Source organism: Actinoplanes sp. NBRC 103695 (assembly GCF_030269485.1).
GTDB lineage: Bacteria > Actinomycetota > Actinomycetes > Mycobacteriales > Micromonosporaceae > Actinoplanes.
Genome location: NZ_BSTL01000004.1, coordinates 322,202 through 335,705, shown reverse-complemented (window position 1 = coordinate 335,705; position 13,504 = coordinate 322,202). Strand labels below are relative to the sequence as shown.

Genomic DNA, 13,504 nt, shown 5'->3' with positions numbered 1-13,504 from the left:
ACGACACCGTCACCCGCTACTGCCACCGGCACCAGGCCGAGCCGCCCAGCAACAAGAGCTGACGGTCTGGGCTTTGCGCGTCTGCGGCTGCCGCGTCGGCGCACCATGGTGGGCCGACGCACGGGTGTTCGCAAAGATGATCTTGTGCTCGCCGTTTGCTCCCATGTAAGGGCCATACGACGGTTGGTGCGTTACAGGCTCTCGACATGAGATGCGCTGACCTGCGGAAATGCAAGGTGGGCGATACTGGGATCGAACCAGTGACCTCTCCGGTGTGAACGGAGCGCTCTCCCGCTGAGCTAATCGCCCGGGACGCAACAGACTGTACCGGACCTCCGGACGACAGAGCGAATCAGGGTCGGGCGAGCCAGTCGCGCGCCACCTGAATGAGGTCGATGCCGAAGCTCAGGCGTACGGAGAAGTAGACGACCGCGCTCACGAAGATCATGCCGACCAGTCCGACGACGCAACGGACCGGCCATGACTGGCGGGCGATCCAGTGGGTCCACGACTGCACGTGGCGCTTGGTGAAGGTGAGCAGGTTCTTGGCCCAGGCGAACTCGATCGCCCAGATCGCCAGGCCGAGGATGACGATCGCCCAGCCGGGACCGGGGAACGGGATGAGCACGATACCGATGGCGACGACGAGTCCGCCGAAGATGCCGACGCCGACCTTCAACGCGTGCCTGCCGGCGGCGGTGGAGCGGATTCTGTCCAGAACTCCCACTGACTGGCCCTGCTCGTCCGGTTTCGCGGTCAATTCATCCCCCAGTGTTCCGGAGCCCCGTCACTACCCGGGAGGAATGGACGTTACCGGAGTAAGTCAACGGCTGGACCACCCGACACCGGGCGGAACCGAGTACTTGGGTAGAACGGGTCAAGATAGCGCCTTTCGGCCCGACGAGAGCGGGTTTCGGAACCGCCTTCCCACTACTGGGTGAGATCAGCGTATGGCGGAGCGTAATGACAGGGATCACCTGAGTATGGGAAACGCGGGGTTACCGACCTCGCAGCGGTGCCGGGGGGAGTTCGTCCATGAGTACCATTCGACCGACGACCGTCGAGGTAGAGACCTCGCTGCGGCTCGTAGCGCCTGACGCGACGGCTCTGCCCGTGCGCGCCAGTCTCCGTTACGATCCCGCGGATCCTTATGCGGTCCATGTTTTGTTCCACGCGGAATCAGCCGGTGGGGAAGCCGTGAGCTGGTCCTTCGCGCGTGAACTGCTGGTCACCGGGCTCGATGAGCCGGCCGGGATCGGCGATGTCCGGGTGTGGCCGTGGGCCACGCCGAGGGGTGACTTCGTCGCGTTGGCGCTGTCATCCCCGGACGGTAACGCGTTGTTCGAAGTGCCACGCAGTGTTCTGGTCCGGTTCCTCCGGCGCACCTATGTGGTGGTGCCACGGGGACGGGAATCCGACCACCTGGATGTGGATGCGGCGGTGAACCGGCTTCTCGCCGGTCGATAAACACGCGAATAAGAAGGGCCCGTCCGGAGACTGCCGCTCCGGGCGGGCCTTTTGCTCAAATCGGGCATTCCAGCAAAAAACAGAAAACGCCCAGACGTACGGTTATCAACCGTTTCCGCTCAGCAGAACGATCATTCGTGAAGTACCACGTGCATCCCTTGTCACCAGCGGATACGGTCGCCTCGATGTTCTCGATCGGCCAGCGCACACGGCAGCCCGCCGCCATGCCACCCGCCCCTGCTTGGGCGGGCGTCGGCGCCTGCACGCTGCCGGAGACCGAACTGGCGGTCCGGCAGCCGGCCCCACAGCGCCTTCCCTACCATCTGCTTGCCCTGACCACGGCCGGCCAGGGCACCGTCGAGGTGGACTTCGACACCCGCGAGTGCCGTCCGGGCACCGTGGTGTGGATCCGCCCCGGCCAGGCCGTGCGCTTCGGCGGGCAGGAGGGCCTCGACGCGGCGCTCGTCTCCTGGGAGCCTCAGCTGCTCTCCGGCGACCAGCTGCCCGGCCTCACCACGGAGGACGCCGGCCCGACGGCGAGCCGCGACCTCCAGCGCACCGACGCGGAGACGATCGGCGACGGGTTCGCCCGGCTCGCCGGCGACTGCGACCGGCTGTCACCCGGGCCGGTGGCGGCCTCACTGCTGCGCCACGAGCTCGCCGTGCTGCTGCTCCGGATGGCGCTGCTGACCCGGCCGGACGGCGAGTCGCCGCCGAGCGCGGAGGCCCGCACGTTCGCCCGGTTCCGCCGGACGCTGGAGGAGGGCCATGCGGCCAGCCGGCGGGTGGAGGACTACGCGGCCCAGCTCGGCTGCTCCGTGCGTACGCTCACCCGCGCCAGCCTCGCGACCACCGGCCGCACCGCCAAGCAGGTGGTCGACGACCGGGTCGCGCTGGAGGCGCGCCGCATGCTGGCCTGCACCGACGACTCGGTGGCCGAGGTCGGCCGGTCGCTGGGTTTCCCGGAGCCGACGAACTTCGGCCGGTTCTTCCACCGGGAGGTCGGGCAGAGTCCCGGCACGTTCCGGGCCGGCGTCCGCGACGGCTGGAACCACGTCCCGGAGCAGCGCGTCGCCGTCGAGTAACCCGGTGTAATCCCTATATCCCCATGGATTTAGGGGTGGACGTACCAGGGGTGGAGCAAGCGCGGCATGATGTATGTGTGCAGATTTCAGCGCGTGGCGACTACGCCGTCCGGGCCGCTCTGAGCCTGGCGAAAGCTCATCCGTCATTGATGTCCGCTCAGGCCATCGCCCAGGACCAGGACATGCCCCGGAAATTCCTCGAGGCGGTGCTGGCCGACCTGCGCCGCGCGGGGGTGGTCCGTGCGCAGCGTGGCGCCGAGGGCGGTTACACGCTGTCGCAGCCGCCTCGCGACGTCACGATCGGCCAGATCCTGCGCGCTGTGGACGGTCCGCTGGCCGGGGTCCGCGGCATGCGTCCGGAGGAGACGAAGTACGCGGGCGCCGCCGAGAACCTGCCGAACCTCTGGGTGGCGGTGCGCTCGGCGGTCCGCGAGGTGGTCGACGAGGTCAGCCTCGCCGAGCTGCTCAGCGGCCGGATGCCCGCGCACGTCCGCAAGCTGACGACGCGACCGGACGCCTGGCAGCCACGCTGAGAGTTTGCCCGCCGGGCCGGGCGGGAAAGAACACCAGCATCGAAATACAGTCCAAGGAGGACGTTCCGATGCCTGTCCTGTTTCGTCAGCGCAAGAAGTTCGGCCCGCTGATCCTGAACTTCACCCAGAACGGTTTCTCGTCCTGGAGCATCAAGATCGGTCGCTGGTCGTGGAACTCCAAGGCCCGCGCGCACCGCGTCGACCTGCCCGGCCCGCTGAGCTGGAAGCAGGACAAGTCACGCTAGCCGCCTGATCACGCCGGCCGGATGGTCACGTCGCCACCGAGCCGCCCGCCGTCGGGTGACCGTGTGACGGCGCCCGACGCCACCAGCTTCTGCAGCACCTGGCTCGCGTCGGCCGCCCGGTAGACGGTCTCGGTCAGCGCGAAGGTCCGCAGCTCAGCGACGGTCGCCTCGCCCACGGACTCCAGGTGGGCGAGGAGCTCGCGCCGCAGCGGTCCGGGGTGCGGCGTGAGTGAGATGTCGATCAAGTGTCGTTCCGGGTCGCCGGGGTCGCGATAGCGCACCCCGGCGAACTCGTCCACGGCCCACAGCGTCTCCTTGAAAGACTCCAGGCTCTTCCCCAGCGCCGTCGCGTAGACGAGCAGCTCGCCCGGCTCCTCCCCCGTCGCCAGCTCCACCGCCGCGACCAGCGGAAACCCAAGATCACGCAGCTCCGCGCGGTAGGCGTCCACGTCGGCCACCGCGCCCGCCGCCAGCACCAGCAGAGCCTCCGCGGGCTTCCCCGCGGCAAGAGCGGCCATGGACTCCGGCGAAGGCGGCCCACTCGCGCTTGTCGCGTCGATAAAACCCAGCAGGGGTACGCGCGCAGCACCCACCGCCTTCAGCACGGCTGCCAGCCGCGCGTCCACCCGCCCAGCGACGACGTGCAGGGTGAATCCGGGGCTGTCCACCCCCACCGCCTCGAGCCGCGGCCCGACCCCGGCGGCATCCTCACCGACCGCCACCATCGTCAGCTCACGCCCGCGCACCAGGTCGGACTGCTCGGCGAAGACCCGCAGCGCCGCCTCGGCCAGCGCCCCGCCGTCGGCATCCGCCCCGCCGTGCACATAGGTGGCGCGCCGCTTGTGCAGCGCCGCCGGCGCCCAGGTCTCCAGGTGCCGTACCAGCACCTCACGCTTCAGGTCGCCGACAGTCATAGCTCTTTCTACCGTCCCTTTGCTCTGCTTACCCATACGCACCGCTGGTCGGGTGACCAGCCCTGGGCAGGGTCACCGCTCTGCTTACCCATACGCACCGCTGGTCGGGTGACCAGCCCTGGGCAGGGTCACCGCTCTGCTTACCCATACGCACCGCTGGTCGGGTGACCAGCCCTGGGCAGGGTCACCGCTCTGCTTACCTATAGGAAGCGCCGGTCGGGGTGGCCTGCCGTCGCCGGAGCCGTGGGTCCTGCCGTCGACCGCCACAGACGGTCGTTACGATGCAGGACTTGTACTTACCGTGTCGGGACCAGCACTATGGGCACGTGGCACCGCCGCTCGCTGAACTGACCGCCCGCGCGCAGAGCTTGACCTCCGCGGGTGATCTGGAAGCGGCCCGCGACGTCCTCGACGTGGCGCTGGACCAGTCGGACACCGACCCGCGCCGCGCCTCCCCCGACCTCGCCACCGCCGCCGCCCTGCACGCCCGGGTGCTGATCGCGCTCGGCGACCCGCACGCCGCGAAGATGTGGGCCGGCTTCGCGCACGCCGCCGAGGATCGTCTGCACGGCGCCCGGGACGAGCGGGCCATCGCGGCCGCCGCCACCCACGCCGCCGTGCTGGCCCGGATCGGGCACCACGGCCGCGCGGCGCAGGTCTACCGTGACCTGCTGGCCGCGCTGCAGGCGGTGGACCAGGACGACTCGCCGCGAGTGCTGGCCGCCGAGGCGGACCTGGCCACGGCCGAGCACCATTCCGGACAGTGCACGGTGGCCCGTGACCGGCTCCAGGACGCCTGGACCCGGCACCGCGACGCGTACGGCGACTCCCCGCCCGCCGGGATCAAGATGCTGGCCCGGCTGGCCGTGATGGAACGCGAGTGCGGCCTGCGCGTCGAGGCCCAGGAGCACCTGGCGATGGCGCAGGAGCTGTGCGCGCGCAATCTGCCCGCCGGCCATCCGCTGGTGCAGCAGGTCGACCGGCTGGCCGGCGCACCCCCCAGCGGCAAGCACGTGTGCGGCCGGGTCGCCCCGTCGGACGGACCGGACGCGACAGCCGAGCAGACCACGTACCGTCCGGACAGCCCACCGGAACCACCGCCCATGCCGGAGCCGGACAACCGCAGCACCGACCCGAAGGGGTCGCTCTACCAGCAGCCGCTCTATCTGAGCGAGGTGCACCAGGCGCCGGGCGACCTGACCGGACGGCACGCGCGGGCGGACACTCCCCTGCCGATGCCGGGGCCCCGGATCCCCGAGTACACCGAGGCAGGCCGCCGCGTACCGGTCGGCAGCGCTCCGGTCGGCGATCTGGACCGTCGTCTGCCCGTACGCACGGACAAAGCGGAACCCGGCAGCTCCCGGCAGCCCTTCATCCTGGCCGCCGTCCTCGTGGCCGGGGTCGGGGTGGCCGCGGCCGTCGTGGCGGCGACCCTCCCCCGCGGCGACCCGCCACCGCCCGCGGCCGCACCGACCACCGTGACCAGCGCACCCGCCGCTGCTCCCAGCGTCACGCCGAGCCCGTCCGGCGAGGGCGGCAGCGACGGCGCGCCCACCGAGCTGAAGCTGCGCGACAACCGCGACGCCGTGGTGATCTCCTGGGTCTACCCGAAGGGCGCGGACGGTCCGCTGCTCATCTCCGGGGGCCGCGCCGGCCAGGAACGCAAGGTCTTCCAGCAGATGCCCGCGGGCAGTTCCGACTACATCGCGTACGGCCTGAACGACCGCCTCGACTACTGCTTCTCGGTGGCCGTCGTCTATTCGTCCGACAAAGTGGCGAGCACGGCGCCCATCTGCACCGACCGCTGACAGTCGGACCATCCCCGCCCGGGCACCGGCGTGCCCCGCGTCGTGCTCGCCTCCAGCAACCACGCCGCCGGTCACTACGACCGCTCCGACGCCGGCCCCGGCGGGCTGCCCGACGACGTGCCGGCCCGCCCCGACTCCTACTACGGCTGGAGCAAGGCGGCGACGGAGTCGCCCGGCCGGGAGGCACCACGACCGGTACGGCCTGCACGTCGGGGGCTCGATGGCGGCCGGGCCCGCTACCTGGGGCTAGGGGGTCACGACGATGGTCGGCGGGTCGTCGACCGATGGCCGTCGCCGGGGACGGCCGTCGCCACCGAGACTCAGGCACATGACCTCCCTCTCCCGAGCACAATTCCTGGCGGCCGCCGGCGCCGTGGCGGCCGCACCCTGGCTCGGCGCGGCGCCCGCCTCGGCGTCGCGCCGGCGCCGGCCGATCCATCGTGGCGTCTGCTACGCCGTGAGCGACTTCCCGGGCGTCCGGATGCGCGCCGACGTGCGGGCCATCGCCCGTGATCTGCACGCCGACACGATCGCGGTCTACGGCACCGGCCCCGAGCGGCTCGCCGCCACCACGGCCGAGGCCGCCGGGCACGGTCTGCGCGTCTGGCTCCAGCCGCGGCTCGGCGACGTGCCGCCCGCGGACATCATCGACCACCTGGCCGAGACGGGCCGTGCCGCCGAACGGCTGCGCCGCCACGGTGCTCGGGTCGTGCTGAGTGTCGGCTGCGAGTTCGTGCTGTTCGTACCCGGGATCGTGCCCGGCGCCGACGCGGTGGAGCGCGTGCGCAACCTGCTCGCCGGCAACTTCGACCCGGTGCACATGAAGCGGCGGCTGGCCGCGTTCACCGCACGCGCCGCCCGGGCCGGCCGGTCGGTGTTCCACGGCCCGCTGACCTACGGCGCCGCGTACGACGAGGAGGTCGACTGGTCACTGTTCGACCTGGTCAGCGCCAACTACTACGGCGACCGGCCGGAGCGTGACCTGGCGTCGCTGACCCGCCTCGGCAAGCCGGTCGCGGTCACCGAGTTCGGCTGCTGCACCTACGAGGGCGCGGAGGCCGACGGCGGCCTCGGCTGGGACGTCGTCGACTACACGAAGGAGCCGCCCGAGATCGTCGGCGGCCTGGTCCGCAGCGAACGCACGCAGGCGCGCCACGTGGTGCGCCAGTTCGACCGCTTCGCCGCGATGGGCCTGCACACGGCCACCGTCTACGACTTCGTCACGCCCGACGCACCGCACCGCCCCGACCCCCGCTTCGACCTGGACCTGGCGAGCTACAGCATCGTGAAGACGATCTGGGCGGACGACTCGGACCCGGCCGCGGGCTGGCGCTGGGAGCCGAAGCTCGCGTTCCACGCCCTGTCCCGCAGATTCGCCGAGGCCTGACCGCCACGCGGTGATGCGTATACGTAAGCAGAGCAAAGGGGCACCCGACCAGCTGTCGCGCGACCAGTGGTGCGTATAGGTAAGCAGAGCAAAGGGGCACCGCAACCTGTTTGCTCCCCGCCGGCACCGGCGTGTCACCCCGGGCGCGAGCATCGTGGGCAGACACGGATCGGCAGCGGGGAAAGCAGAGGCCCAGTGACCACGGAGGCGGCACCGGCGTCCGGCGTCGTCGTCGAGCAGGACGAGCGCGCGGGCATCGCCGCGCTCGTGGTGGAGCTCGAAGGCCGGCCGATGTCGCGGTTCCGGACGCTGCCGGAGCCGGCCGCCGTGGCCGAGCGCCGGGCCGAGCGGATCGGCGACGACGAACTGATCAACCGGGCCCGGCTGCTGACCGCCGGCGTGCTGCTGCGCGAGGGGCGCTCCGAGGAGGGTGGCCGCGCCGCGCATCAGGTGCTCGCCTGGGCGGAGCGGGAGGGCAGCCCGTACCTGCTCGCCCGGACGCACCGGGAGCTGGCCATCTTCTATCGGCAGGTGGGCGACTCGGCGACCGCGCTGACGCACGCCGTGCAGTGCGTCGGGCACCTCACCGACGACGTCGCGCCGGTGGTGCGGGCCCGGCATCTGCTGTCGCTGGCGACCGCGCTGGACGAGACCGGCAGCGCCGAGGAGGCGGAGCGGCGCTTCCGGGAGGCGTTGCGGGTGGCCACGGCGGTCGGCGACCACGAGCTCGCCCTGTACATCCTCAACAACATGGCCTACACCGCGTCCGAGACGGGGGACGAACCGGCCGCGCGGGCGCTCATCGAGCACATGCGCGACGTGCAGGCCAGCAGCGGCGCCCCGTTCAGCGCCAACGAGCTGGACACGATCGCCCGGGTCGAGATGATGTCCGGCCGATACGACGCGGTCGAGGCGACGCTGCGTGCGGTGCTCGAGGCCGGCCAGACCGCGGTGCTGGGCAACGAGGGCGACGCGTTCGCCATGTGCCTGCTCACGCTGGCCGAGGCGCGGCGCGCGGCGGGCCGGCACGACGCGACCCAGGAAGCGCTGGACGCGGCGCTGCGAATGTGTGACGAGCGCGGGCTGCACGCGGTGCGCGCTCAGGTGCGTGAGGAGCAGGCGCTGCTGTACGCGGACACCGGGCGCTACCGCGAGGCGTTCGTGGAGCATCGCGCCTTCCACGCCGAGTCGACCGCGTTGCACTCGGCGCAGCGGGAGGCCCGGGCGCGGGCGCTGCAGGCCGTCTTCGAGGCCACCGAGGCGCGCCGGTCCAGCGACCACTTCCGGGAGATGGCGCATCGGGACGCGCTGACCGGCCTCTACAACCGCCGGTTCGTCAACGAGCGGCTGCCCGACCTGATCGGTGACGCGACCGTCCGGCGTACGCCGCTGGCGCTGGCCATCGTGGACCTGGACCACTTCAAGCGGGTCAACGACACGCTCTCGCACAGCACCGGCGACACGGTGCTGGTGCAGGTGGCGCAGATGCTGACCGAGGCGGCCACCGGACCGGCGATCGCGGCACGGATGGGCGGCGAGGAGTTCCTGCTGATCATGCCGGGCGCCGACCTGGCCGAGGCGGCGCGGCGCTGCGAGGCGTTGCGGCTGCGGATCCGGGCGCACTCCTGGGCGGCGGTGACCGGGTCGCTGCCGGTGACCACCAGCATCGGGGTTACCGCGGCGACGGAGGGCCGCAGCACCCCGAGCGCCCTGCTGTCCCAGGCCGACCGCAACCTCTACGCCGCGAAGCGCTCCGGCCGCGACCGCGTGGTGGCCGACATCCGCTGAGGGATCGGTGTGGTCGAATCAGGCTCATGGCCAAGGGTGAGAAGGACTGGCAGGAGTGGCACGAGCGCCTGAACCGCCTGGTCACGCGGCGCCTGTTCACGTTCGTCTGACGGGTCACCCGAACGAGGCCACCACGGGGTAGTGGTCCGACGCGTGGTCGGTGGCCTCGTCGCGGAGCACCGAGACGTAACGGGTGAGCCGGGCGAGGGGCGGGCTGGCCATCAGATAGTCCAGCCGGAACGCCCCGAACTCGGCTCCGCCCAGCCCCGCGGTCGGCACCGTCGGCCCGATGCCCCGGCCGACGTCCACGAAGCCGGCGTCCAGCAGGGCCTTGATCGCCCGCGTGTCGACGGTCCCGGCCGGCGTCAGATGGCGGCGCCGGTACCGCGCGTCGACCCGCGCCAGCGACTCGGCGTGATCGGTCACCGGGTCCAGCGAGTTCAGGTCGCCGGCGATCAGAACCTTCCGCCGCGTACGGAAGAAGCACGCGGCGAGCCAGGTCGCCTCCCGGCGCCGGCGCTCCGGGGAGAAGGGGTTGAGATGCGTGCTCACCACGGTCAGGTCACCGATCGTGGCGACCGCCGCGGCGTGATGCAGCCGCCACCGGATCGACCGGGTCCGGGTCGGCTCCTCCCGGGCCAGCACGGCCACCGGCTGCCCGAACGTCGAGGGCGCGAGGTGGGCGTGCATGCCGAGTTCGGCCGCGACCTCCCTGGTCCGGGCGGCGCTCCAGCCCTTGAGCTCCTGCAACGCGAGCACATCGGGCCGCTCCCGCCGGATCACATCCAGGATGGAGTCCGACCGGCTCTTGCCGCCGACCAGAATGTTCCAGGTCATCACTCGCATCAGAGGTTACCGGCCGGGTTCCGCGACGAGGCGACGAGGTCCGGGGCGGGCTGCTCGCCCTCGTCCTCGACGGCCTCGCGCCGCGCGCGCGACGCGCCGTGCAGCGGCCGGATCACCCAGCACAGCAGGCTCAGCCACAACGCGGTCAGGATCATGGCGCCGAGGACGTCGGTCGGGTGGTGCATGCCGCGGTACATGCGCGACAGGGCCACGCCGGCCGGCATCACGATCGCGGGGACCAGGGCCAGCCAGCGGTACCAGCCTTTCACCCGGCCGATCACGAGGATGGCGATCGCGATCCACACGCACAGGGTCGCGGCGATGTGCCCGGACGGGAAGGACGACGTGGGCATCTGGCCGTCCAGCTGCTCGACGCGCGGCCGGGGGCGGCCGACGGCTGCGGCCGTACACAGGAAAAGGGTCAGCTCTCCGGCCATCGTCAGGAGCAGGAAGACGACCGGGCGCCACTGACGCCACAGGGCCAGGGCGAGCGGGCAGGCGATCAGCAGCACCAGTGTGATCGCGTGGGTGTCGCCGGCCTTGCTCCAGAAGTGGCTCAGATTGTCGAGGCCCGGCGTGCGGAAGGTCTGCAGCCAGCGGTTGAAACCGTCGTCGTGCAGGCCGCGCACGCCGAGGCCGAGGACGTAGAGGACGCCGAACGTCAGTACCCAGCCGGTGACGATCTCGGCCGCCGACAGCCACGGGTGGGCGGCGCCGCGGGTCAGGGGCGCGGGGCGGAGATCGGTCGCGGCCGACGGTTCGAGACCGGCTCGCAGGGGCGAGTGCGCGCGGAAGGCGTACGCCGTGACGCCCAGCCACGCGATGCCGAGCAGCCAGCCGCCCAGCACGTCCGACACGAAGTGCACGCCCAGCGCCACCCGGGTGAAGCCGATCAGCAGGACTACCAGGCCCAGCACGCCGAGGAAGAGCTTGCGCCACCGGGGCGAGACGGCGGGCAGGAAGACCAGGGCGAGCGCGCCGTACACCACTATCGAGCCGAGCGCGTGGCCGCTGGGGAAGCTGTTCCCGGGCGCGCTGGCGACCGGAGCCTCGACGATCGGGCGTACCCGGCCCACCAGGGTCTTGAGCGACGGGTCGAGAACCAGCGCGCCCAGGCCGGTGACCACCAGATAAAGCGCCAGATGGGTACGCCTGCGGATCAGCAGGAGCAGCACGGTCAGCACGACCAGCCAGAACATGAACGGGCGCCCGCCCAGCCGGGAGATCCCGTTGAGGACGCCGACGAACGGCTCAACGACTCCGTTGAGCCCGTCCGCCACCGACTGGTCGAAGCCGGTCAGCGGCGCCCACCGGCCACGGACCAGCAGCAGGAGCAGGCCGAACCCGAAGCCGACCGCCGACACGAGCAGGAAGCCGGCCAGGGACAGAACACCGAAGCGACGGTTGTCGGACACGGCCGACCCCTTACCCGACGGCGAAGAATGTCAATCGCCGGGATGCCACCGGTCGGGCGGGGCCGGCTGGGTGACGCCCACCCGCTGCGCCTCCAGCTGCGCGGCGAACGCCAGCCCCAGGAAGAAGGCGATGCCGGTCAGGTTGGCCCAGATCAGCAGGGCCATGATCGCGGTGAGCGGCCCGTACGTGGCGTTGAAGTCGTCGCTGATCCGCACGTACCCGGCGAGGCCCAGACTGGCCAGCCACCAGAGCACGGTGGCCACCCCGGCCCCGAAGAGCAGCCAGGACAGGGCCGGCTGCTTGCGCCGCGGCGACTGCTCGAAGAGCACACCCACCGCCGCGATGATCAGCACCAGGCTGAGCGGCCAGCGCACCCAGTCCCAGGCGGTCCGCATCCCGTCGCTCCAGCCGAGCTCCCGGGCCACCGAGTCGCCGGCCGCTCCCCCGGCCACCAGCAGCAGGAAGCCGATCAGCGCCGGGATGCCGGCCACCACCGCCAGGATCGCGGCCCGGATGTACTTGGGCACCGCCGGCCGGTCGCGTTCGACGCCGTAGATCCGGTTCGCGCCACGTTCCACCTGCGCCATCGCCTGCGTCAGCGCGACCAGGCCGGTGATCAGGCCGACGACCAGCGCGAACTCGCCCTGGTCCTCGTTGCCCTCGCTGCCCTCCAGCAGGTCGCGGACCAGCGGCTCGGAGGCGCCGGGGGTGAGCGCGACGACGGTGTCCGCGACGATCTGGCCGCCCTCGTCGACGCCCAGGTCGGTGGCGAAGCCGGAGAGCGCGATCAGGAACGGCACGATGGCCAGGCACAGCTGCAGGGCCAGCGCACGCGAGTGGCTGAAGCCGTCGCCGTACCGGAAACGGACGAACGCGTCCCGCACCAGCGGCCACCGCCCGTAGTGCCGGAGCGCCTCCAGAGCGTCGTCCGCCGACAGCTCGTCACCGGGCATCATCCGGGTCTCGGGCACGGGTTCGGTCGAGCTCACTGACCCTCCTCGGCGGCGGCGCGCACCCCCTTGGCGGCTTCGCGGGTGGCGCTCACGTCGTACGTGAGGTCCGGGTCGGACGCCGGCCGCGGCACGCACAGCAGCAACGCCTTGGGTTTGATCTGGATCCGCATGCTCTTGCCCGGCTCGATCAGGTCGCCGTCCAGCTGCCGCGGCTGCGCGCGGTTGCTCTGGATCTCGACCCGCTCGGCCCGGTACGTCTCCATCCGGGGAACCCGCTTGCGCCGGACCAGCACACCCAGGCCCAGCGCCAGCCAGTGCCACAGGTTGTTCGGGCTGAGGATCGCCACGTCCAGCTTGCCGTCGTCCGGGGTCGCCTCCTCCAGCAGCCGCACGCCGCCCTGCAGACGGCCGACGTTGCCGACGATGACCGTGCGCGGGTGACGCGGCATCGGCGGCCCGCCGTCGATCACGATCCGCACCCGCATCGGCTTGTCGAGCAACTTCTTCAGACCCCCACCGACGTACGCCAGGGATCCGATCCGCTTCTTCGCCGTCTCCGACGTGGCGTCGAGCATCTCGGCGTCGAAGCCCATGCCCGCCATCACCGCGAAGCACTGGTCCTCGACCAGGCCGACGTCGATGCGCTTGCGGCCGCCCTCGATCGCCACCTGCACCCCGGTCGCCGCGTCGCCGGCCAGCCCGAGGTTGGCGGCGAGCAGGTTGCCGGTGCCGGCGGGCAGCACGGCCATCGCCACATCCGTACCGGCGAGGGCCGTGACCACCGCCATCACCGTGCCGTCACCGCCGCAGGCGAAGATCAGCTCGGCGCCGTCGGCCATGGCCTCCTCGGCCTGCCCGCGACCGGCGTCCTCCGGCGTCGTCTCCAGGAACCGGGGCTCGGGCCAGCCGGCCTCCTCGAGCCCGGAAGTGATGATGCGGCGCAGCAGGTCCATGTCGTCAACTTTGGACGGGTTGACGATCACGGCGGAACGGGGTCCAGTCACGCGCGCCAGTGTGCCGGAGCGAGGTCACGACGGCATGTCGAGATGGGTACCGTGTGCT

13 protein-coding genes and 1 tRNA gene are annotated in these 13,504 nt (G+C 71.5%); 7 read left to right on the top strand and 7 right to left on the bottom strand.

Annotation, left to right across the window (positions count from 1 at the left end; genetic code table 11):
* Positions 1–237 precede the first annotated feature (237 nt).
* A tRNA-Val gene (locus QSK31_RS08410) sits at positions 238–309 on the bottom strand.
* Positions 310–352: 43 nt separating this feature from the next.
* Positions 353–760 carry a TIGR02611 family protein gene (locus QSK31_RS08405; protein ID WP_285682531.1) on the bottom strand — a complete coding sequence of 136 codons (408 nt, stop codon included), beginning with the start codon at positions 758–760 and terminating at the stop codon, positions 353–355.
* 275 nt (positions 761–1,035) lie between these two features.
* Here QSK31_RS08405 and QSK31_RS08400 point away from each other — a divergent pair, with 275 nt between their 5' ends.
* The 4 genes from QSK31_RS08400 (at position 1,036) to QSK31_RS08385 (ending at position 3,330) form a co-directional block, all read left to right on the top strand.
* Positions 1,036–1,467: an SsgA family sporulation/cell division regulator gene (locus QSK31_RS08400; protein ID WP_014446635.1), complete on the top strand. Its 432-nt coding sequence runs from the start codon at positions 1,036–1,038 to the stop codon at positions 1,465–1,467.
* 185 nt (positions 1,468–1,652) lie between these two features.
* Positions 1,653–2,552, top strand: a complete 900-nt coding sequence (locus tag QSK31_RS08395; protein WP_285682529.1) for a helix-turn-helix domain-containing protein — start codon at positions 1,653–1,655, stop codon at positions 2,550–2,552.
* Positions 2,553–2,629: 77 nt separating this feature from the next.
* A complete protein-coding gene (locus tag QSK31_RS08390; RefSeq protein ID WP_285682528.1) occupies positions 2,630–3,085 on the top strand; it encodes an RrF2 family transcriptional regulator in 456 nt (151 codons plus the stop codon).
* Positions 3,086–3,153: 68 nt separating this feature from the next.
* Positions 3,154–3,330: a DUF4236 domain-containing protein gene (locus QSK31_RS08385; protein ID WP_285682526.1), complete on the top strand. Its 177-nt coding sequence runs from the start codon at positions 3,154–3,156 to the stop codon at positions 3,328–3,330.
* 8 nt (positions 3,331–3,338) lie between these two features.
* Here the strand turns inward: QSK31_RS08385 and QSK31_RS08380 are convergent, their stop codons facing one another.
* On the bottom strand, positions 3,339–4,244 hold the full coding sequence (locus tag QSK31_RS08380; protein ID WP_285682524.1) for a hypothetical protein: 906 nt from the start codon (positions 4,242–4,244) through the stop codon (positions 3,339–3,341).
* A 326-nt stretch (positions 4,245–4,570) separates the two neighbouring features.
* On the opposite strand from QSK31_RS08380, the gene QSK31_RS08375 reads away from it, so the two are divergent.
* The 3 genes from QSK31_RS08375 (at position 4,571) to QSK31_RS08365 (ending at position 9,227) form a co-directional block, all read left to right on the top strand.
* Positions 4,571–6,052 carry a tetratricopeptide repeat-containing protein gene (locus QSK31_RS08375; protein WP_285682522.1) on the top strand — a complete coding sequence of 494 codons (1,482 nt, stop codon included), beginning with the start codon at positions 4,571–4,573 and terminating at the stop codon, positions 6,050–6,052.
* Positions 6,053–6,380: 328 nt separating this feature from the next.
* Positions 6,381–7,439 (top strand): glycoside hydrolase family 113 protein, encoded by a 1,059-nt coding sequence (locus QSK31_RS08370; RefSeq protein WP_285682520.1) that lies wholly within the window; start codon positions 6,381–6,383, stop codon positions 7,437–7,439.
* Between the two features lie 195 nt (positions 7,440–7,634).
* Positions 7,635–9,227: a GGDEF domain-containing protein gene (locus tag QSK31_RS08365; protein WP_285682518.1), complete on the top strand. Its 1,593-nt coding sequence runs from the start codon at positions 7,635–7,637 to the stop codon at positions 9,225–9,227.
* Between the two features lie 114 nt (positions 9,228–9,341).
* On the opposite strand, the gene QSK31_RS08360 is transcribed toward QSK31_RS08365, so the two are convergent.
* The 4 genes from QSK31_RS08360 to QSK31_RS08345 are packed head-to-tail and all read right to left on the bottom strand — an operon-like array spanning position 9,342 to position 13,446.
* On the bottom strand, positions 9,342–10,064 hold the full coding sequence (locus QSK31_RS08360; protein WP_352244386.1) for an endonuclease/exonuclease/phosphatase family protein: 723 nt from the start codon (positions 10,062–10,064) through the stop codon (positions 9,342–9,344).
* A gap of 8 nt (positions 10,065–10,072) precedes the next feature.
* Entirely contained in the window at positions 10,073–11,488 is a 1,416-nt protein-coding gene (locus QSK31_RS08355; RefSeq protein ID WP_285682515.1) for a phosphatase PAP2 family protein, read from the bottom strand.
* 30 nt (positions 11,489–11,518) lie between these two features.
* A complete protein-coding gene (locus tag QSK31_RS08350) occupies positions 11,519–12,478 on the bottom strand; it encodes a YihY/virulence factor BrkB family protein (RefSeq protein ID WP_285682513.1) in 960 nt (319 codons plus the stop codon).
* Complete coding sequence (locus QSK31_RS08345; RefSeq protein WP_285682512.1) at positions 12,475–13,446, bottom strand: diacylglycerol/lipid kinase family protein; 972 nt, start codon at positions 13,444–13,446, stop codon at positions 12,475–12,477. The genes QSK31_RS08350 and QSK31_RS08345 overlap by 4 nt, the downstream gene beginning before the upstream one ends.
* Between the last annotated feature and the right edge of the window lie 58 nt (positions 13,447–13,504).